Annotated in this window: 21 protein-coding genes; 9 read left to right on the top strand and 12 right to left on the bottom strand. The window is 66.2% G+C overall.

What is annotated here, in order from left to right; all coding sequences use genetic code 11:
• Positions 1-14: 14 nt before the first annotated feature.
• Genes AB4120_RS06405 through uvrB form a run of 4 tightly spaced genes read right to left on the bottom strand, consistent with a single transcriptional unit; the run spans position 15 to position 3174 of the window.
• Positions 15-503 carry a low molecular weight protein-tyrosine-phosphatase gene (locus AB4120_RS06405; RefSeq protein WP_149136340.1) on the bottom strand — a complete coding sequence of 163 codons (489 nt, stop codon included), beginning with the start codon at positions 501-503 and terminating at the stop codon, positions 15-17.
• A 33-nt stretch (positions 504-536) separates the two neighbouring features.
• The gene (locus AB4120_RS06400; RefSeq protein WP_144196106.1) at positions 537-779 is read right to left on the bottom strand and encodes a hypothetical protein; all 243 of its coding nucleotides are present in this window, start codon (positions 777-779) and stop codon (positions 537-539) included.
• 38 nt (positions 780-817) lie between these two features.
• Positions 818-1039, bottom strand: coding sequence for a hypothetical protein (locus AB4120_RS06395; RefSeq protein ID WP_144196108.1), 222 nt, complete (start codon positions 1037-1039; stop codon positions 818-820).
• Positions 1040-1098: 59 nt separating this feature from the next.
• The gene (gene uvrB / locus AB4120_RS06390; RefSeq protein WP_149136341.1) at positions 1099-3174 is read right to left on the bottom strand and encodes an excinuclease ABC subunit UvrB; all 2076 of its coding nucleotides are present in this window, start codon (positions 3172-3174) and stop codon (positions 1099-1101) included.
• A 191-nt stretch (positions 3175-3365) separates the two neighbouring features.
• Between uvrB and AB4120_RS06385 the strand changes: the two genes are divergently transcribed.
• On the top strand, positions 3366-4562 hold the full coding sequence (locus AB4120_RS06385) for an amino acid aminotransferase (RefSeq protein ID WP_149136342.1): 1197 nt from the start codon (positions 3366-3368) through the stop codon (positions 4560-4562).
• Between the two features lie 276 nt (positions 4563-4838).
• Entirely contained in the window at positions 4839-6080 is a 1242-nt protein-coding gene (locus AB4120_RS06380; protein ID WP_149136343.1) for a polyhydroxyalkanoate depolymerase, read from the top strand.
• A gap of 77 nt (positions 6081-6157) precedes the next feature.
• On the opposite strand, the gene AB4120_RS06375 is transcribed toward AB4120_RS06380, so the two are convergent.
• A complete protein-coding gene (locus AB4120_RS06375) occupies positions 6158-6793 on the bottom strand; it encodes a TetR family transcriptional regulator (protein WP_144196116.1) in 636 nt (211 codons plus the stop codon).
• A gap of 231 nt (positions 6794-7024) precedes the next feature.
• Here AB4120_RS06375 and rsxB point away from each other — a divergent pair, with 231 nt between their 5' ends.
• Together rsxB and nth are read left to right on the top strand one after the other, a co-directional pair.
• Positions 7025-7834, top strand: coding sequence for an electron transport complex subunit RsxB (rsxB, locus tag AB4120_RS06370; RefSeq protein WP_441642032.1), 810 nt, complete (start codon positions 7025-7027; stop codon positions 7832-7834).
• A complete protein-coding gene (nth, locus tag AB4120_RS06365; protein ID WP_149136345.1) occupies positions 7831-8475 on the top strand; it encodes an endonuclease III in 645 nt (214 codons plus the stop codon). Before rsxB ends, nth begins: the two co-directional genes overlap by 4 nt.
• A 45-nt stretch (positions 8476-8520) precedes the next feature.
• Here the strand turns inward: nth and AB4120_RS06360 are convergent, their stop codons facing one another.
• Together AB4120_RS06360 and AB4120_RS06355 are read right to left on the bottom strand one after the other, a co-directional pair.
• Complete coding sequence (locus AB4120_RS06360) at positions 8521-9108, bottom strand: malonic semialdehyde reductase (protein WP_149136346.1); 588 nt, start codon at positions 9106-9108, stop codon at positions 8521-8523.
• 118 nt (positions 9109-9226) lie between these two features.
• Complete coding sequence (locus AB4120_RS06355; protein WP_149136347.1) at positions 9227-10180, bottom strand: DMT family transporter; 954 nt, start codon at positions 10178-10180, stop codon at positions 9227-9229.
• A 105-nt stretch (positions 10181-10285) separates the two neighbouring features.
• Between AB4120_RS06355 and AB4120_RS06350 the strand changes: the two genes are divergently transcribed.
• The gene (locus AB4120_RS06350) at positions 10286-10717 is read left to right on the top strand and encodes a DUF1841 family protein (RefSeq protein WP_149136348.1); all 432 of its coding nucleotides are present in this window, start codon (positions 10286-10288) and stop codon (positions 10715-10717) included.
• 130 nt (positions 10718-10847) lie between these two features.
• Positions 10848-12170: a phospholipase A gene (locus AB4120_RS06345; protein ID WP_441642031.1), complete on the top strand. Its 1323-nt coding sequence runs from the start codon at positions 10848-10850 to the stop codon at positions 12168-12170.
• On the opposite strand, the gene AB4120_RS06340 is transcribed toward AB4120_RS06345, so the two are convergent.
• Complete coding sequence (locus AB4120_RS06340; RefSeq protein WP_149136350.1) at positions 12171-12593, bottom strand: thioredoxin family protein; 423 nt, start codon at positions 12591-12593, stop codon at positions 12171-12173.
• 97 nt (positions 12594-12690) lie between these two features.
• Positions 12691-13263, bottom strand: coding sequence for a nucleotide exchange factor GrpE (gene grpE / locus AB4120_RS06335; RefSeq protein ID WP_149136351.1), 573 nt, complete (start codon positions 13261-13263; stop codon positions 12691-12693).
• Between the two features lie 281 nt (positions 13264-13544).
• Here grpE and AB4120_RS06330 point away from each other — a divergent pair, with 281 nt between their 5' ends.
• Positions 13545-13709 carry a hypothetical protein gene (locus tag AB4120_RS06330; RefSeq protein WP_187645079.1) on the top strand — a complete coding sequence of 55 codons (165 nt, stop codon included), beginning with the start codon at positions 13545-13547 and terminating at the stop codon, positions 13707-13709.
• An 8-nt stretch (positions 13710-13717) separates the two neighbouring features.
• On the opposite strand, the gene AB4120_RS06325 is transcribed toward AB4120_RS06330, so the two are convergent.
• From AB4120_RS06325 to hrcA, 3 genes are all read right to left on the bottom strand, one after another.
• Positions 13718-14113 carry an RNA-binding S4 domain-containing protein gene (locus tag AB4120_RS06325; protein ID WP_441642030.1) on the bottom strand — a complete coding sequence of 132 codons (396 nt, stop codon included), beginning with the start codon at positions 14111-14113 and terminating at the stop codon, positions 13718-13720.
• A 19-nt stretch (positions 14114-14132) separates the two neighbouring features.
• The gene (gene hemH / locus AB4120_RS06320) at positions 14133-15248 is read right to left on the bottom strand and encodes a ferrochelatase (RefSeq protein ID WP_149136353.1); all 1116 of its coding nucleotides are present in this window, start codon (positions 15246-15248) and stop codon (positions 14133-14135) included.
• Between the two features lie 63 nt (positions 15249-15311).
• Positions 15312-16361 carry a heat-inducible transcriptional repressor HrcA gene (hrcA, locus tag AB4120_RS06315; RefSeq protein ID WP_149136354.1) on the bottom strand — a complete coding sequence of 350 codons (1050 nt, stop codon included), beginning with the start codon at positions 16359-16361 and terminating at the stop codon, positions 15312-15314.
• 101 nt (positions 16362-16462) lie between these two features.
• On the opposite strand from hrcA, the gene AB4120_RS06310 reads away from it, so the two are divergent.
• Positions 16463-17395: an NAD kinase gene (locus tag AB4120_RS06310; RefSeq protein WP_441642029.1), complete on the top strand. Its 933-nt coding sequence runs from the start codon at positions 16463-16465 to the stop codon at positions 17393-17395.
• Between the two features lie 28 nt (positions 17396-17423).
• Complete coding sequence (gene recN, locus AB4120_RS06305) at positions 17424-19214, top strand: DNA repair protein RecN (protein ID WP_149136356.1); 1791 nt, start codon at positions 17424-17426, stop codon at positions 19212-19214.
• Positions 19215-19266 lie beyond the last annotated feature (52 nt).

Raw genomic sequence — 19266 nt, 5'->3', positions numbered from 1 at the left:
CTTGGCGGGGGGTCTCAGCGCGTGCGCGCCAACTGTTCGCGCAGCATGGCCACCACACCGTCGCAGGCGTCTTCGACGTAGTCGAGCACGGTTTCGAAGCCATCGCCCTCGCCGTAGTAGGGGTCGGGCACTTCCTCGGCATGGTGCCGGGTGGCAAAGCTCATCAGGAGCCGGAGCTTGTCCGGGCTGACTTCGGGATGGAGCGCGCGCAGCGTGGAGATATTGGCGTGATCCATCGCCAGCACGAGGTCAAAGCGCTGGAAGTCCGCCACCCCCACCTTGCGCGCCCGCAACGCGGACAGGTCATACCCCCGCTGCAACGCGTAGCGCTGGCTGCGCGCATCGGGCGGGCGCCCCAGGTGATAGTCGTGGGTGCCCGCGGAGTCGAGCTCGACCCGCTCCGCGAGACCCGCGGCAACCAGCTTGGCGCGCAGCACGCCCTCCGCCGTCGGTGAACGGCAGATGTTTCCCATGCAGCACATCAGGATGGCAAATGTTTTCATCGGCACGATTTTACTTGGCCGATGGCGCCGGCACTACGCCAGTTGCACCGCCAACTCCCGCCCTCTCTCCCAACCGGCTGCCTCGGCGTCTTCCGGCGTCTTGAAGTGGGCCGTCGGCGGCGCGGTTTCCACCAGCGTGCCGGCCGCTCGGATATTGGTGCCGGGTCGGCAGACGCGCACCGTGTACTCCCACTCGATCGACGAACGGGGTTTCACCAGCACCTGGATCTCGTGCGTCTCGAAAACCCTCTTCTTCCATTCACTGCTATAGGCCATGTCTTGTCTCCTGTGCTGCCGGCGACCCTTGGCCCGGGTCAGTTCACCTCGCCGGCATCGATCGTGCGCATGGCGGCGGCCTCGGCCAGTGCCAGGGCCGCCTCCGGGGTGGCTGCCGCGCCCGTCTCCGACTCGAAAGTCGGCCCGCTGGGCTCGCCGAACGCATCGGCGATCGTCACAACCCCCGAAAACCCGCCTCCAGCATGCGGTACTGCCCGCGCCACCACCGCGTAACCACCGTATTCGAACTGTGTCACCATGGCGCGCTCCTCGTCGTTGACCGGCTCCGTCCGGCGTGGATGCCCGGACACCCTAGACACTATAGGATGTGATCGCCGCCCGCCCCGAACACCTGGGCGCGCAGCTTGGCCAACTGGTCGCGTACCTGGGCGGCCTTCTCGAATTCAAGATTCTTCGCATGATCAAGCATCTGCTTCTCCAGCCGCTTGATCTCCTTCGCGACCTGCTTCTCGCTCATGTCCTCGTATTTCGCGCGCTCGGCGGCGGCGCTCAGCTCCGCGCGGACCTCGTTCGGGTCGTACACCCCGTCGATGATGTCCTTGATCCGCTTGACCACGCCGCGCGGCGTGATGCCATGGGCCTCGTTATGGGCAATCTGCTTGATGCGGCGCCGTTCGGTCTCGTCGATCGCGCGTTTCATCGAGTCCGTCATGCGGTCCGCATAGAGGATGGCGGTGCCGTTGACGTTCCGGGCGGCGCGGCCGATGGTCTGGATCAGCGAGCGCTCGGCGCGCAGGAAGCCCTCCTTGTCCGCATCGAGGATGGCCACCAGCGACACCTCGGGAATATCGAGGCCCTCGCGCAGCAGGTTGATCCCCACCAGCACGTCGAACGTGCCGAGGCGCAGGTCGCGGATGATCTCCACCCGCTCCACGGTATCGATATCCGAGTGCAGATAACGTACCTTGACGCCATTCTCGGACAGGAATTCGGTCAGCTGCTCGGCCATCCGCTTGGTCAGCGTGGTCACCAGCACGCGCTCGCCGGCCTGCACACGGATGTTGATCTCGGATAGCAGATCATCCACCTGGGTCGTGGCCGGGCGCACCATGATGATCGGGTCGACCAGGCCGGTCGGCCGCACCACCTGCTCCACCACCTGCCCCGCGTGGTCCTTCTCGAACTGCGCCGGCGTGGCCGAGACGAACATCACCTGGCGCATCTTGCGTTCGAATTCGTCGAACTTCAGCGGCCGGTTGTCCAGCGCGGACGGCATGCGGAAGCCGTATTCCACCAGCGTGGTCTTGCGCGCGCGGTCCCCGTTGTACATGCCGTTGAGCTGGCCGATCAGCACGTGGGACTCGTCGAGGAACATCAGCGCGTCCGGCGGCAGGTAATCCACCAGCGTCGGCGGCGGCTCGCCCGGCTTGGCGCCGGAGAGGTGCCGCGAATAGTTCTCGATGCCCTTGCAGAAGCCCAGTTCCGAGAGCATTTCCAGGTCGAAGCGCGTGCGCTGCTCCAACCGTTGCGCCTCCACGAGACGATTCTCCTTGTAGAAGAAATCGAGCCGCTCGCGCAACTCCACCTTGATGTCCTCGATCGCGCGCAGCACGGTCTCGCGCGGCGTGACGTAGTGGCTCGACGGGTAGACCGTGAAACGCGGAATCTTCTGACGCACGCGCCCGGTCAGGGGGTCGAAGTACTGGAGCGAATCGACCTCGTCGTCAAACAGCTCCACGCGCACGGCCATCTCGGCGTGCTCGGCGGGGAAGATGTCGAGCGTGTCGCCGCGCACGCGGAAGGTGCCGCGCTGGAAATCGGTTTCGTTGCGCGTGTACTGCATGGCGATCAGCCGCGCGATGATGTCGCGCTGGCTCAGCTTGTCGCCGGTGCGCAACGTCAGAATCATCTTATGGTATTCGCTCGGATTACCGATCCCGTAGATCGCGGACACGGTCGCCACGATAATCGTGTCGCGCCGCTCGAGCAGGCTCTTGGTGGCCGACAGCCGCATCTGCTCGATATGCTCGTTGATCGACGAGTCCTTCTCGATGAACAGGTCGCGCTGCGGCACGTAGGCCTCAGGCTGGTAGTAGTCGTAGTAGCTGACGAAGTACTCGACGGCGTTGCGCGGAAAAAACTCGCGGAATTCCGAGTACAGCTGGGCCGCAAGTGTCTTGTTCGGCGCAAAGACGATGGCCGGCCGCCCCATGCGTGCGATGACGTTGGCCATGGTGAAGGTCTTGCCGGACCCGGTCACGCCCAGCAGGGTCTGGAACGACAGGCCGTCCTCGACGCCCTCCACAAGCTGGCGGATGGCCTCGGGCTGGTCCCCGGCGGGCGGGAACGGCTGGTAGAGCTGGAACGGCGACCCCGGAAAGGTGACGAATTTGTCTTCGTCCAGGACCGGGGCGACTTCGGCGAGATTCGTCATAGGGTAGGGAAAAACCTGAGGAAAAACTGGCGGATACGCTAGAATCTTGGGGTTGCGCGGACCCGCTTCAAGCATTGTGGCATCACGCTACTGTCAGTTCCTGTCAGTAGGGCCCTCGACGCGATCCGCCAGCGCAGCCCGAAGCATTCTACGCCCTCCGTTTTGTTACACAGCTGACCACGAGAATCCAAATGAGTTTGTTTTCTGCCGTCGAGATGGCCCCGCGCGACCCGATCCTGGGCCTGAATGAAGCCTTCAATGCCGACACCCGCACCACCAAGGTGAACCTGGGCGTTGGCGTGTACTTCACCGACGAAGGGAAAATTCCCCTCCTGCGCGCCGTGCAGGAGGCCGAAAAGGCTCGCCTGGCCAGCGCCACGCCGCGCGGCTACCTGCCGATCGAAGGCATCGCCGCCTACGACCAGGCCGTGCAGACCCTGCTGTTCGGCAAGGAATCGGCCCTGATCACGGAAGGCCGCGTTGTGACTGCCCAGGCACTTGGTGGTACCGGTGCCCTGAAGATCGGCGCCGACTTCCTGAAGCGCCTGTACCCGAACGCCAAGGTCGCCATCAGCGACCCGAGCTGGGAAAACCACCGCGCACTGTTCGAATCGGCCGGCTTCCCGGTCGTGAACTACGCCTATTACGATGCCGCCAGCCACGGCCTGAACTTCGCCGGCATGGTGGAATCGCTGAAGTCCTACGCGCCCAATACCATCGTCGTGCTGCACGCGTGCTGCCACAACCCGACCGGCGTGGACCTGTCGGAAGCCCAGTGGAAGCAGGTGGTGGAACTGGTCAAGGAACGCAACCTGATCCCGTTCCTGGACATGGCCTACCAGGGCTTTGCCGATGGCATCGACCCGGACGGCGCCGCCGTGCGCCTGTTCGCCGATTCCGGCCTGCCGTTCTTCGTCTCCAGCTCGTTCTCGAAGAGCTTCTCGCTGTATGGCGAGCGCGTAGGCGCGCTGTCGATCGTCACCACGAGCAAGGAAGAAGCCCAGCGCGTGATGTCGCAGGTCAAGCGCGTGATCCGCACGAACTACTCCAACCCGCCCACGCACGGCGGTACGGTGGTGGCCACGGTGCTGAACAGCCCCGAGCTGCGCGCCATGTGGGAGCAGGAACTCGGCGAAATGCGCGATCGCATCAAGCTGATGCGCCATGCGCTGGTGGACAAGCTCGCCGCCAAGGGCGTGCCGGGTGACTTCTCGTTCGTGAAGGCCCAGCGCGGCATGTTCTCGTACTCGGGCCTGACCACCGACCAGGTGGACCGCCTGCGCAACGACCACGGCATCTACGCCGTGGGTACGGGCCGGATCTGCGTGGCTGCGCTGAACAGCCGCAACATCGACGCGGTGGTCAACGCCATCGCCGCGGTGTACTAAGCATCACAGAACCATAGCTTCGGCGCATTGCACAAAAAAGCAACACGTCGATTGCACCAGTTCTGACGCAGTGCCACAAGAAAGGCGACGGGAAGGCCACTCCCCGTCGCCTTTTTGTGTCTGTAGGTGTCTGTCACCACGAATTCAAGCCAATGTCCTATTGTCTTCCCCACTTGGCGGCGTACTTTGGAAGCGTATGCTGCAAAGCACGACCGTTCGATTGCGGGCATAATCCATCGGGCACATACGCCCGACAGAAAGGCAACAGGTACCGGCATGCTTTACCAACTGCACGAATTCCAGCGCTCGATGCTGAACCCGCTGACCGCGTGGGCTCAGGCGACGGCCAAGACCTTCACCAACCCGCTCAGTCCGCTTTCCCTGGTGCCGGGCGCACCCCGCCTCGCGGCCGGCTACGAACTGCTCTACCGGCTCGGCAAGGAATACGAGAAACCCGCCTTTGACATCAAGTCGGTGCGCTCCAACGGCCGGGACATCCCCATCGTCGAGCAAACCGTGTTCGAGAAGCCGTTCTGCAAGCTGGTGCGCTTCAAGCGCTACGCGGACGACCCCGAGACCATCAAGCTGCTCAAGGACGAGCCCGTGGTGCTGGTCTGCGCCCCGCTCTCCGGCCACCACGCCACGTTGCTGCGCGACACCGTGCGCACGTTGCTGCAAGACCACAAGGTCTACGTGACCGACTGGGTCGATGCGCGCATGGTCCCGTCCGACGTCGGCCCGTTCCACCTGTCTGACTACATTTATTACATTCAGGAATTCATCCGCCATATCGGCGCCGAGAACCTGCATGTGATCTCGGTCTGCCAGCCCACGGTGCCGGTGCTGGCCGCGATCTCGCTGATGGCCTCCAACAAGGAAACCACCCCGCGCACGATGACGATGATGGGCGGCCCGATCGACGCCCGCAAGAGCCCCACGGCGGTCAATTCGCTGGCGACCAACAAGTCGTACGAGTGGTTCGAGAACAACGTCATTTACACCGTGCCGGCGAACTATCCGGGCCACGGCCGCCGCGTCTATCCGGGCTTCCTGCAGCACGCCGGCTTCGTGGCGATGAACCCGGACCGCCACCTGTCCTCGCACTATGACTATTACCTGAGCCTGGTCGAGGGCGATGCGGACGACGCCGAGGCGCACGTGCGCTTCTACGACGAGTACAACGCCGTGCTCGACATGGCCGCCGAGTATTACCTCGACACCATCAAGGAAGTGTTCCAGGAGTTCCGGCTGGCGAACGGCACCTGGGAGATCGACGGCGCGCCGGTGCGTCCGCAGGACATCAAGACCACGGCCCTGCTGACCATCGAAGGCGAACTGGACGACATCTCGGGCGCCGGCCAGACCGCCGCCGCGCACGACCTGTGCACCGGCATTCCCAAGGCCAAGCGGCATCACATCACCGCGCCGAAGGCCGGCCACTACGGGATTTTCTCGGGCCGTCGCTGGCGCGAGAATATTTATCCGGAACTGCGCGATTTCATCCGTAAATCCCGCTGAAGCCTGTCGGACGCCGAATGCAAAAATGCCCGCGATGATCTCGCGGGCATTTTTGTTTTCCCCGGCGGCATAGCCGCTCAGCGCTTCTGCAGGAAGGCCAGCAGCATGTCCGTATGCAACTCGGCAAAACGGGCGTGCTCGTCTTCCGAGGCCACGTCGCGGCCAATCACCGCGCTGATGGTGTAGCGGTTGGAGAGCACGTAGTAGCCCAGCGCCGAAATGGTCAGGTAGAACTGGGGCACGTCCACGTTGTCGCGGAACAGCCCCTGCTGCTGACCGCGCCGGATGATGTCCGCCAGCACGTTGACCACCGGATTGATCAACTGATGCAGCTGGGCGGACTTCTTCAGGTGGCGCGCCTCGTGCAGATTCTCGCTGTTGACCAGGCGGATGAACTCGGGATGCTGGTAATACCAGTCCCAGACAAAGCGCGCCAGCGTGCGAACGGCCGCGACCGGGTCTTCGTCGGTCACATGCAGTTGCTCCTCGGCGGCGCGGAACTCGGCGTACTGCTTTTCGAGCACGGCCAGGAACAGGCCTTCCTTGCTGCCGTAGTAGTAATAGAGCATCCGCTCGTTGGTCTCCGCCCGGCGGGCGATCTGATCGACGCGCGCGCCGGCCAGCCCGCCCTTTGCGAATTCTTCGGTGGCGGCGGCCAGGATGCGCCGGCGCGTGCCTTCGGGATCCCGCTTGGTTTTTGGCTCGTTTGACATGGGTTCCGGAGTCGGTCGGTTGCGCGGGATTATATGGCACGGGCGAGCATATATTGCTCGTGTCTCATGCAAAGATCCGCCACATATCGCCCAAACGGGTGAGGCGACGGTATGGCGCGCAAATCATCGCCGGTTCTGCCGTTTCGGGAAATCGGGGATAATCCTTGCCGCGCACACGCCCGCAGAGGCGTGCAGAAGCGTTAGCCGTCCCTCACATCGTTCCTCGCAGTCGTGACCATCACCCTCACCACCGCCGCCACCCTGGCGGACCGCCTAGAAGCCCTGCTGCCGCAAACCCAATGCACCAAATGTGGGTTCGACGGTTGCCGCCCTTATGCCGAGGCCATGGCCCGGGGCGAGGCGGCGCCCAACCGCTGCCCGCCGGGCGGCGCCGAGGGCATCGTGCGGCTGTCCGCCCTGCTCGGCGTGGCGCCGCGTGCGCTGGACCCCGAGCACGGCGTGGAGCAGTCGCGGGCCGTGGCGCGCATCGACGAGTCGCGCTGCATCGGCTGCACGCTCTGCATACAGGCCTGCCCGGTCGATGCCATCGCCGGCGCAGCCAAGCAGATGCACACCGTACTGCCCGACTGGTGCACCGGCTGTGATCTCTGCGTGGCGCCGTGCCCGGTGGACTGCATCGACATGATTCCGGTAACGGGCGAGAAGACGGGCTGGGCCGCGTGGTCCCCCGCACAGGCCGACGCCGCCCACACGCGCTACCTGGCGCGCCGCGTCCGGCTGGTGCGCGAGCGCGAGGAGAACGACGCGCGCCTGGCCGCCAAGGCCGCGGCCAAGCTGGAGGCGCTGCAGGCGGAACCCGTGATGTCCGATGCCGAGCGCGCCGCCCAGGAACGCAAGAAGGCGATCATCCAGGCCGCGATCGAGCGCGCGCGCCAGAAACAGGCGGCCGCCACGCCGCGCAATACCGAGAATGTGTCGCCGGCCGTGCAGGCCCAGATCGATGCCGCCGAGGCCCGCCGCGCCAAGGCCGGCCTGACGCAGGCGCCTCCCGACAACAACAAGAAGACTCCCGACGCATGAACGCCGCCAAGACCCGCGCCATCTTCGAAACGCTGCGAGACGTCAATCCAACCCCGACCACGGAACTCGAATACAGCTCTCCCTTCGAGCTGCTGATTGCCGTGCTGCTCTCCGCGCAGGCCACCGACGTGGGCGTGAACAAGGCCACGCGCCTGCTGTTCCCGGTGGCCCACTCGCCCCAGCAGATGCTGGCGCTCGGCGAGGCGGGGCTGATCGATTACATCAAGACCATCGGCCTCTACAAGACCAAGGCCAAGCATGTGATCGAGACCTGCCGGATTCTGGTGGAGCGGCATGGCGGGCGCGTGCCGCCGGACCGCGAGGCGCTGGAGGCCCTGCCCGGGGTGGGCCGCAAGACGGCCAACGTGGTGCTCAACACCGCGTTCGGCCAGCCGACCATTGCCGTGGATACGCACATCTTCCGCGTCTCCAACCGCACGGGGCTGGCGCCGGGCAAGAACGTGGATATCGTCGAGCAGAAGCTGCTCAAGGTGGTGCCGAAGGAATTCCTGCACGACGCGCACCACTGGCTGATCCTGCATGGGCGCTACGTCTGCAAGGCGCGCAAGCCCGAATGCTGGCATTGCGCCATCGAGCCGCTGTGCGAGTTCCGCGAGAAGACCCCGGCACCAAGCGCCTAGCCCCGGCGCCGAAGGCGTAAGCCCCGGCGCCGGCGCCGGCGGGGATCAGACGATCCGGCAGGCTTCGTCGAACGACAGGCGCGGGCCGCGCGGATGCAGTTGGGCGGCCTCGCCGTAGCCCAGGTTCACCAGGAAGTTCACCGACCACTTGCCATCGGGGAAGAATGCCGCGTTGACCTTGGCGGCATCGAAACCGCCCATCGGGCCGCAGTCCAAACCCACCGCGCGGGCGGCCAGGATGAAGTAGCCGCCTTGCAGCGAGCTGTTCATCAGCGCATCGCGCGCGATCTTTTCGGTGTTGCCGGCGTACCACGAGCGGGCGTCGGCATGCGGGAACAGCTTCGGCAGCTGGTCGTGGAAGTTGTTGTCGAAGGCGATGATCGCGGTGACCGGCGCCGTGCGGGTCTTCTCGACATTGCCGGCGGACACGCATTCCACCAGCCGCGCCTTCTCGGCGGCCGACTTCACGAACACGATGCGGGCCGGGCTGCTGTTGGCGGCGGTCGGGCCGAACTTCATCGCTTCATAGATCTGCTGCAGCAGGGCGTCGTCCACGTGCTTGTCCTGCCACACGTTGTGCGTGCGGGCTTCGGTGAACAATTGTGCGACAGCTGCCTGATCGATGGATTTCATTGCGCGTCTTCCCGTTTTCTGGATGAAAGAAAGCGCGATTGTACCGATGGGTGCGCGGAAAGCCCAACAACGGCTTTCACGATGTCCCTCAAATCCTTTCGTCGACGGCGGCGTTTGACTAGACGTCCGACTTGGCGTCCGACTTGGCGTCCGACCGGGCGTCAACCTCCGGCGTGCCGCTGGCGCGGCGCGTGAGCCACAGTACCCCGGCCAGGATCAGCCCGCCGCCGATGGCCTGCGTGGCGCCGATGTGCTCTCCCAGCAACATCGCCGCCAGCAGCACCGTCACCACCGGCTCCAGCGTGGACAGCATCGACGCCCTGGAAGCCCCCAGCCGCTGCAAGCCCGCGAAGAAGGTCAGGATGGCCAGCACCGTGGAGACCAGCGCGATGGCGATCAAGGCGAGCCAGCCGCCCGCGTCGCCCGGAAACTGCGGCGGCACGCCGGCGCTGGTGCGCAGGATGCCCACCGTCACATAGACCAGCGCCGCCGCCGTGCAGATGACCGTCGTGGTGGCGATGGCGTTGACGCCGGCCGTTACACGCGCGCCCACCACGATATAGATCGAGTAGATCACCGCCGCTGCCACGCCCAGCGCGATGCCGAGCGGGCTGCCCTCCCCGCCGCCCACCGTCAGGCCGGCGCCCACCGAGCACAGCACCAGCGCGATCACCGCCGCGTTGGTCAGCCGCTCCTTGAGAAAGATGGCCGCAAGGATGGTCACGAACAGTGGATAGAGATAGAGCAGCAGCGCCACGAGGCTGGCCTGTGCGTAGTTCAGCGCGGTGAAGAAGCAATAGGACTGGCTGACGTAGCCGATGCCGCCCATCGCCGCCAGCGCCAGCACGCGCCGCCACGGCGGCAGGCGGATGCCGCGCGTACGCATGACCACGGCCATCGCGATGGCGGCAAGCACGAAGCGCACCGCCAGCAGACCATAGACGTCCGCGCCGGCGGCATAGGCGTAGCGCGCGAAGATCGCCATGGCCCCAAAGGCGCTGGCGGACAGCGCAATCATCAGCACGCCGGCGAGCGTGTGGCGGGCCTGGCCGAGGGTGGCGGAAGCGGTCATGGGTGGCGCAAGGAGCAGGAAGCGGGAACCAGGAAGCCCGCATTCTACTTGCGCGCGGCGGGCGGCCGGCAGCGTTCGGGGGCCTCGTTTACAATACCGCCCATCATGTTCAATCCCTCAAGAGAAGAAGTCCGCCGGTTCTTCTGCGAAGCGTGGCAGAAGCGGGTGGCGGGCAATGTCCTCACCCCGCTCGAAGTGATGGCCGTCGACTGGATCGACGAGCATCCCGAATACCAGCCGCTGCTGACCGACACCGAAGGCGCGCTGACGCGCGACTACACGCCCGAGGGCGGCCAGACCAATCCGTTCCTGCATCTGGCGATGCACCTGTCGATCTCCGAACAGGTGTCGATCGACCAGCCGCCCGGTATCCGCGCGGCGTACGAGGCACTTTCGCGCCGACTCGATTCGCCGCACGAGGCCCAGCACCAGATCATGGAATGCCTCGGTGAAATGCTCTGGAACGCACAGCGCACCGGCATGCCGCCGGATGGCCAGGCCTACGTGGACAACATCCGCCGCCGCGCCGCCGGCTGACTGGCCTTATCCAGCACTTTTCACACCAACAATTCGTCACAAGATGCCCGCGAGCCACGTGTTAGGCTGTTGGGCATCCCAAACTCTGACGTGTCCGCGGACCCTGCTCCGACGCGACGCGCACGCATCCATGTCTCTCTCCGTGCCTCGCCGCGCCGGCTTCGGCAGCGCGGCGCTTATTTCGTTCGCTCTGTTGGGCCCGGTTTCCGCGCACGCCGCCGTATCGCTGCTGCAGCCGCCGCGCGTCATCGACGGGACACGGCCCTTCACGCTCACGCTGCTGGTCAGCGCCGACCAGTCGATGCGACGCTACGCGGTGCCCGAAACGCTCCAGGTGAGCGCCACCGGCGACCTCGCCGCGCCCGTGCGGATCGAGATGAAGCGCACCGGCGGCGGCCCGTCCGTACTGAACCTGCGCCACGGCGACATCCGCACCATCACCTATGCCGCCGACTGGCCGGACGGCATGCGCGGCCAGGTGCGGCTCGACGTGGCCGGCATCGACGCCGCGCCGGTAGTCGTCACGCTGAACCGCGCGCCGCTACCGGGCGAAGTCCCCGCCGCGCCGGCTGTGGCGGCCGTGGCCCCGGGCGCTGCCTCGACGGAGCACAAGGACCTGGCCGCCGCCCCCGGCACCTCCCAGCATGAGGGAGCCACGCCAGCCGCCACGGTACCCGTCACGCCGATCGTCACGGCCGCCAACGGCGGCACGCCGGGGCCCTCGCCGGCCGACCTGCGCGATGGCCAGCGCCTCTCGTTCAATGAGCCGATGTACCTGATGTTCGGTGCGCACAACGGCGCCAACGCCAAGTTCCAGATCAGCTTCAAGTACCGCATTTTCGAGGGCGAGAACCCGAACTCGAAGCGCGTGCTGGACAACCTGTACTTCGCCTACACGCAGTTCTCGCTATGGGACCTGAGCGACGAGTCCCGGCCGTTCCGCGACACCAACTACCGGCCCAGCCTCTATTACTACCTGTCCGATACGGGCGTGAAGAACCGTGTGATCAGCCGGCTCTCGCTGGCCACCGGTTTCGAGCACGAATCGAACGGGCGCGATGGCGACCAGTCGCGCAGCATCAACACGCTGTTCCTGAAGCCGACGATATATTTCGGCGACCAGACCGACTGGCACTGGCGCGTGGCGCCCAAGGTCTACGGCTACGTCGGCAAGAGCGACAACGAGGACATCGCGCACTATCGCGGCTACATGGACCTGCTGGTGGCCTACGGCCGACCCGATTCGTGGGAATTTGCCGCCACGCTGCGCAAGGGCACGCGCAAGGGCTATGGCAGCGTAGACGCGCAGCTCACCTACCCGCTCGCGCGGCTGCTGCCGGGCACGGCCGGCTACCTGATGGCTGGCTACTTCTACGGCTACGGCGAGAGCCTGCTCGACTACAACCAGAAGACGCCGTGGCAGTTCCGCATCGGCTACGCGCTGTCGCGCTGATCAGCCGGCCAGCGGCTTGCCCTCGGCCTTGAGCCGCGCGTTGCCCACGGCGGCCGCAAACTGGCCGTGGCCGTGCCAGCCCGTGGCGCGGCCCAGCTTCTTGCCCCGCTGGAAGAACATGAACACCGGAATGCCGTGCAGGCCGAAACGCTTGCCCAGCTCAGGGTGTTCGTAGACGTTGGCGTGCAGCCAGCGCAGGTTCAGCGCGCGGATCGGGTCCGGGTTGGCGAGCATCGCCTTCTTGGCCATCTCGCAGTTGAAGCAGTCCGCGCCCCAGAAGAACACGCAGACCAGGTCGTCGCCGGCGGCGGCGATGGCCGCGTCGATGGTGCTCCCATCGACGGCCTGCATGGCGAAGGCGTCGAAGGCGCGGTGATCGAGGTGGGCGGGATGATCGGGATGGGAGGATTGATCGTCTGACATCGCAGGTTCCTGGAAACAACAACGCCCGGGCATTCAGGCACCGGGCGTTGGGTCAGGCTTGGGGTTTCAGGCTTGCGCGGCGGTTCAGTGCGACGGCTTAGCGCGGCGCCGAGACCGTCACCAGTGCCGGGCGCAGCACGCGCTCGGCAATCATGTAGCCACGCTGGAGCACGTTCACCACGGTGTTGGGCTCCTGCTCGGACGGCACCATCGAGATCGCCTGGTGACGATGCGGGTCGAACTTCTCGCCCACCGGGTTCAGCTCGACAATCTTGCCGCGCTCGAAGGCGGCGGCCAGCTGGCGGGCGGTCAGCTCCACGCCTTCGCGCAGCTTCTTGAGATCGCCGGTGTTGTCGGCCAGAGCAGCCTGGAGGCTGTCCATCACCGGCACGAGGTTGTCGGCGAAGTTCTCGATCGCGAACTTGTGTGCCTTGCTGACCTCTTCCTGCGACCGGCGGCGGATGTTCTCGCCCTCTGCCGTGGCGCGCAGGAACAGCTCGTAGTTTTCCTTGGCCTTGGCCTCCAGGTCGGCCACCTGTTGCGTCAGGCGGGCCACCTCATCGCCGGCCGGGGCGTCCGTGCCAGGCTGCTGGGCGCGCAGGGCATCGTCCGCCGCCTGCGGCGCGCTCGAAGCTGGGGATGGCGTCTGGGTCTGGTTCTGTTCTTCCATGTCGATCCGTATCAAATCTAAAACTCGGCCCGCCTGGCGCAGGCCGTCGGGTGGGTCGGGATGCCAAACCGGCAAGTCTAGCCGCAGTTGGCGCCGGTCCCCGTTTTTTCAAGTGTGAAGGGGGCGAGACGCCGAAATACGCGGTTACAAAGCTGTGATTGATGCAATCTGGTGTTCATTGCTTTGCTGCAACGCAATGACTAATATCTATCAATGAAAAATGACAAAAATAACGGGAGCACGCTGTGAATCATTTTGGTGCATCCTTCGGAAGGTTCGCCATGCACAAGCTGCCTGTTGTTACGATTTGCCTGCTCGCCGCGCTGTCGGTGATGACACTCTTCATCTGCGCCTCCGGCGCATTCACGCCGCGTGAGACCGAGTATGGCAGCGGCAAGGCGGTGTTCAAGCACTACATCGTTCCGTACTTCCCGTACAACCGCTGAATCTATCCCTAACTTCTGAAGTCGTCGATCCGGCGCCGGTCGCGCTTGGTCGGGCGGCCCTGTAGCTGCGCCGTCGGCTCGGGCTGCATGCGCCGCCGTTCCGCCTCTTCCAGGCGCCGGGCCTGGCTTTCCGGGGCTTCGGCATACAGCGACTGCGCCACGGGCGCCGGCCCGCGCGAGGCGGCCACGCCCTTCACCTCGATCTCCCAACGCTGCTGGTGCGCGTGGATCATCACGGCATCGCCGGGCTTCACTTCGCGTGAATTCTTGACCGGCTGGCCGTTGACCTCCACCCGGCCCCGCTCCACGGCCTCCGCCGCCAGCGAGCGCGTCTTGAAGAAGCGCGCGCACCACAGCCATTTGTCGATGCGTTGCCGGGCATCCGCCTCGAAGTCCACGTCCATCGTCTAACTCCTTGATTCCTTACGCCGCAGCGCCCCGGGTCTGCGCCCGCGAGCGCCGCGCTTCCAGCTCGTGCGGATGCGGCTGGCGCAGCGGCCAACCCTGCAGATGCTGCAGTGCGATCTCGGCCAGCCCGGCAATCCAGTAGTCCGCATCATTCAGGCAGGGAATGAATTGGAATTCCTGGCCGCCCGCCACGCGGAATTCGGACTGCCCTTCCATGGCGATTTCCTCGAGCGTCTCGATGCAATCGGCCGGAAAGCCCGGGCAGAACACGTCCACGCGATGCGTGCCGACCTTGCCCAGTTCGGTCAGCGTCGGCGCGGTATAGGGCTGGAGCCATTCGGCCTTGCCAAAACGAGACTGAAACGTCACTTGATACTGGCCCGGCTGCAGACCCAGCGCCTCGCCCAGCATCCGCCCGGTCTTCAGGCATTCGCAGTGGTAGGGGTCGCCCAGATCCAGCAGCCGGCGCGGCAAGCCATGGAAGGACAGGATCAGTTTGTCGCCCCGGGCGAAGTCAGGCATGCCGTGCTGCGCCCAGAAGCCGCTCACCTGCTGCTGCAGGGCGGAAATATAGGCGGGATGATCGTGGAAGTGCTTGACCAGTCGCAATTCCGGCTGATTGCGCCAGCCGGCCAGCACGCGGAAGACCTCGTCGAAGGCGGTGGCCGTGGTCGTGCCCGAAAACTGCGGATAAAGTGGCAATAGCAGCACTTGCTCCATGCCCTGCCGGCGCAGCGCTTCCATGACCGAGGCGATCGACGGATTGCCATAGCGCATGGCGCAGGCCACGGTCACGTCGTGGCCAAGCCGGTGCATGTGCTGTTGGAGCGCATGGGCCTGACGCTCGGTGTACACCAGCAGCGGCGAGCCGGTCATGTGCGCCTCGCGCAGCCAGATCGACTCGTACTTCATGGCCGATGCGCGCGAGCGGAACGGCAGGATCAGCCCGTGCAGGATCGGCAGCCAGGCCAGACGCGGGATCTCGACCACGCGCGGGTCGGACAGGAACGCGCGCAGATACTGCCCCACCGCCTTGGGCGTGGGCGCATCCGGCGTGCCGAGGTTGATAAGCAGGATGGCCGTGCGGGGCGCCTGGCCATGCTGGTAAGCCGGTTCTGCCGAGAACGTCATAGGGTTTCCGGAAATGGCGGGCGCCACGCGCGCGCTGTCACGTGGCATGCCCGCGCGCAGCAATCAGTTCTGGGAGAGCGCGCTCGAGAGCAGCCGCGCGGTGATGTCGACGATCGGAATCACCCGTTCGTAGGCCATCCGCGTCGGGCCGATCACGCCGAGCGTGCCGACGATCTGCCCATCGACACCATAGGGTGCGGTGATGACGGCCATGTCTTCGAGCGGCACGAGCTGGCTTTCGCCCCCGATGAAGATCTGTACGCCCTGCGCGTGGCTCGAGACATCGAGCAACTGCAGCAGGTTGGTCTTGTGTTCGAAGACATCGAACAGCCGGCGCAGCTTGTCCATGCTGGACGACAGGTCTTCCACCTCGAGCAGCTTGCGCTCGCCGGAGATGAACACCTGGTCGTCGTCCTCGGCCATGGCGCTGCTGCCGGCCTCCACGGCGGCCTGCATCAGCGCTGACATGTCGCGGCGGAGATCCTGCAATTCCACCCGCAAATGGCTGCGCACGGCATCGAAACTCATGCCGGCGTAGTGGGAATTGAAGAAATTGGCCGCCTCGATCAGCTGGGCGGGGGTGTACGGCAGTTCGGTCTGGATAATGCGGTTCTGGACGTCGCCCTCGGGGCTGACGATGATCAGCAGGATGCGCTTCTCCGACAGGCGCATGAACTCCACCTGGCGGAACGACTGGCCCCGGCGCGGCGTCATGATCACGCCGGCAAAGCGCGAGAGGTTAGACAGCGTGTGCGCGGCGGCGGTAATCATCCGCTGCGGCCCCAGCTGCTGCCCGCCCAACTGGCCCTGGATCTGGCCGGTCAGCGCGGCCAGTTCGGCCGTCATCTCCACCGTGCCGCCCTCCAGCGGGCGCGCCGTGAGCATCGAATCGACGAACAGCCGGTACCCGCGCGGCGTGGGAATCCGGCCGGCCGACGTGTGCGGGCTGGCGATGAACCCCATTTCCTCGAGGTCGGACATGACATTGCGGATGGTCGCCGGCGAGAGATCGAGACCCGAGTACTTGGACAGGGTGCGCGAGCCCACGGGCTGGCCTTCGGCGATGTAGCGCTCGATCAGGGTCTTGAGAAGCGTTTTCGAACGTTCGTCCATAGTGCCCCGATTTTAAACAACTTTCCCCGGTTCGGGCGGGCTTCGCACCGGCGTGTGCCCGGCTACTGACAATGGTCATGACGGTATGGTCTAATCCCGGCATGTCTGCCCCCCAGAACCCAGCCATCGCCCCCGCCGCCGCGCCCCGCGCCGCGTTCCAGACCGTTGCCCTGGTCGGCCGGTACTCGACCGCCGGCATCGAGGGCCCGCTTGAGGAATTGGCCGCCTGCATCTCCCGCAACGGCCAGGACGTGGTCTTCGAGCGCGAGACCGCACAGGCCACCGGCCTCTCCGGCTACCCGGTATTCTCCGCCGACGAGATCGGGCGCGAGGCCGACGTGGCCGTGGTGCTCGGCGGCGACGGCACGCTGCTGGGCCTGGCCCGCCAGCTGGCCGGGCTCGACGTGCCGCTGATCGGCGTGAACCATGGCCGGCTGGGCTTCATGACCGACATCCCGCTTGAAGACGTGACGCGCGCCCTGCCCGAGATGCTGGCTGGCCGCTACGAAGCCGAGACCCGCATGCTGCTGGAATCCCGCGTGATCCGCGACGACAGCGTGATCTTCTCCGCGCTGGCGTTCAACGACGTGGTGGTCAACCGCTCGGGCATTTCCGGCATGGTCGAGCTGGCCGTCTCGGTGGACGGCTATTTCATGTACAACCAGCGTTCGGACGGCCTGATCGTCTCCACGCCCACCGGTTCCACCGCCTACGCGCTGGCCGCCGGCGGGCCGATTCTGCATCCTACGCTGTCCGGGCTGGTGCTGGTGCCAATTGCCCCGCACGCGCTGTCCAACCGCCCGATCGTGCTGCCGCACGACGCGGAAGTGACGATCGAGGTGGCCACCGCGCGCGACGCGAGTGCCAATTTCGACATGCAGTCTCTGACCTCGCTGCTGCAGGGCGACCGGATCGTCGTGCGCCGCTCCAGCAAGACCGTGACCCTGTTGCATCCGGTGGGCTACAACTACTACGCCACGCTGCGCAAGAAGCTGCACTGGCACGAATACCCGACCGAGGACAACCGGCTCTGAGCCGGCCCCCACTCCCCCCAAGGCCACGATGCTCCGCAGCCTGTCCATCCGCGATTTCGTCATCGTCGATACGCTCGACCTCGACTTCACCACCGGCTTCACCGTCTTCACCGGCGAGACCGGCGCCGGCAAGTCCATCCTGATCGATGCACTGGCCCTGGTGCTCGGCGAACGCGCCGATGCCGGCGTGGTGCGCGAAGGCAGCACCCGTGCGAGCATCAGCGCCACCTTCGGCACGCACGCGGCGCTCGACGCCTGGCTGGCCGAGCGCGAACTGTCCGGCGACGAGACCGGCCTGGACGGCGAAGGCACCGTGCTGCTGCGCCGCACCGTCGATGCGGGCGGCCGAAGCAAGGCGTTCATCAACGGCACGGCGGCCACGCTGACCCAGCTGCGCGAGGTGGGCGACCAGCTGGTGGACATCCACGGCCAGCACGCCCACCAGCTGCTGCTGCGGCCGGACGCCCAGCGCCACCTGTTCGACGCCCACGCGGGCCTGACCGAACAGGCCGGCGCGGTGGCGGAGGCGTGGCGGGCCTGGCGCACCTGCGTGCGCCAGCGCGAGGCCGTGGAGTCGCAATCGCGCGAAATGCAGCTTGAGCGCGAGCGGCTGGAATGGCAGGTGGGCGAACTCGACAAGCTGGCGCCCCAGGCGGGCGAATGGGAAGAGATCCAGGGCGAATACAACCGCCTCTCGCACGCGGCCGGCCTGATCGACGGCAGCCGCGCCGCGCTCGAGGCGCTGTCAGAGGCCGACGGCGCCGTGCTGTCCGTGCTCAACAGCGTGGTGCACCGGATCCAGCAACTGGCCGATGTCGATCCCGCGCTGCGCGACGTGCTCGCCGCGCTGGAACCGGCGCAGGTGCAGGTCGAGGAAGCCGCGCATTCGCTGACGCGCTACGTCGATCGGCTCGAACTCGATCCGGAACGCCTGCAGGCCGTGGAAGCGCGCATGCAGGCGCTGCACACGGCGGCGCGCAAGTACCGCCTGCCGCCGGAGCAGTTGCCGGACGAACTGCTGGCCCGCCGCCAGCAGCTTGACGACCTGCAGGCCGCGCAGGACATCAACAAGGTGCTGGCCCGCGAGGCCGCCGCACGCGCCGCCTACCTGACGCTGGCGCGGCACCTCTCCGCCGCGCGCAAGACCGCCGCCAAGGCGCTGTCCGGCGCCGTCACGGACGCCATGCAGGGCTTGTCGATGGCTGGCGGCACCTTCGTGGTGGCACTGAATCCGCTCGACGAGGCCGAAGGCCAGAGCCACGGGCTGGAGCAGGTGGAATTCCTCGTCGCCGGCCATGCCGGCGTGACGGCCCGCCCGCTGGCCAAGGTGGCGTCCGGCGGCGAACTGGCCCGGATCAGCCTGGCCATCTCGGTTATCACGAGCGAGGCCGCGCCCACGCCGACGCTGATCTTCGACGAGGTGGATACCGGCATCGGCGGCGCCGTGGCCGAAGTGGTGGGCCGGCGCCTGCAGGAACTCGGTCGCGCGCGGCAGGTGCTCTGCGTGACCCACCTGCCGCAGGTGGCAGCGCAGGCCGGCACGCACCTGCTGGTCAGCAAGGAGACGGCCGACGCCACGAAGGCCCGGGCCGCCGTCACGCGGTCCAGAATCCGCGTGCTCGACGCCGAGGGCCGCGTCAACGAGACCGCGCGCATGCTGGGCGGGGCCACGGTCACCGCCACGACGACGCAACACGCGCAGGAGATGCTGGCGCAGGGGGCGCGCGCCGCCGAGCTGGCCGCGAGCCAGGCTGCAAATCAGGCCACCACCGCGCCGCGCGAAGGGGGCTCGCGCCGCCCGCGCCGGGCCGCCGGCTGAAGCCCGCACCGTCGCCACGTCCGCATCCCGCTATATATATAGATACAGATCT

This window comes from Cupriavidus sp. 2KB_3 (assembly GCF_052115685.1).
Classification (GTDB): Bacteria; Pseudomonadota; Gammaproteobacteria; order Burkholderiales; family Burkholderiaceae; genus Cupriavidus; species Cupriavidus campinensis.
The sequence above is the reverse complement of the archived record's forward strand: the minus strand, read 5'-3'. Positions and strand labels throughout refer to the sequence as shown.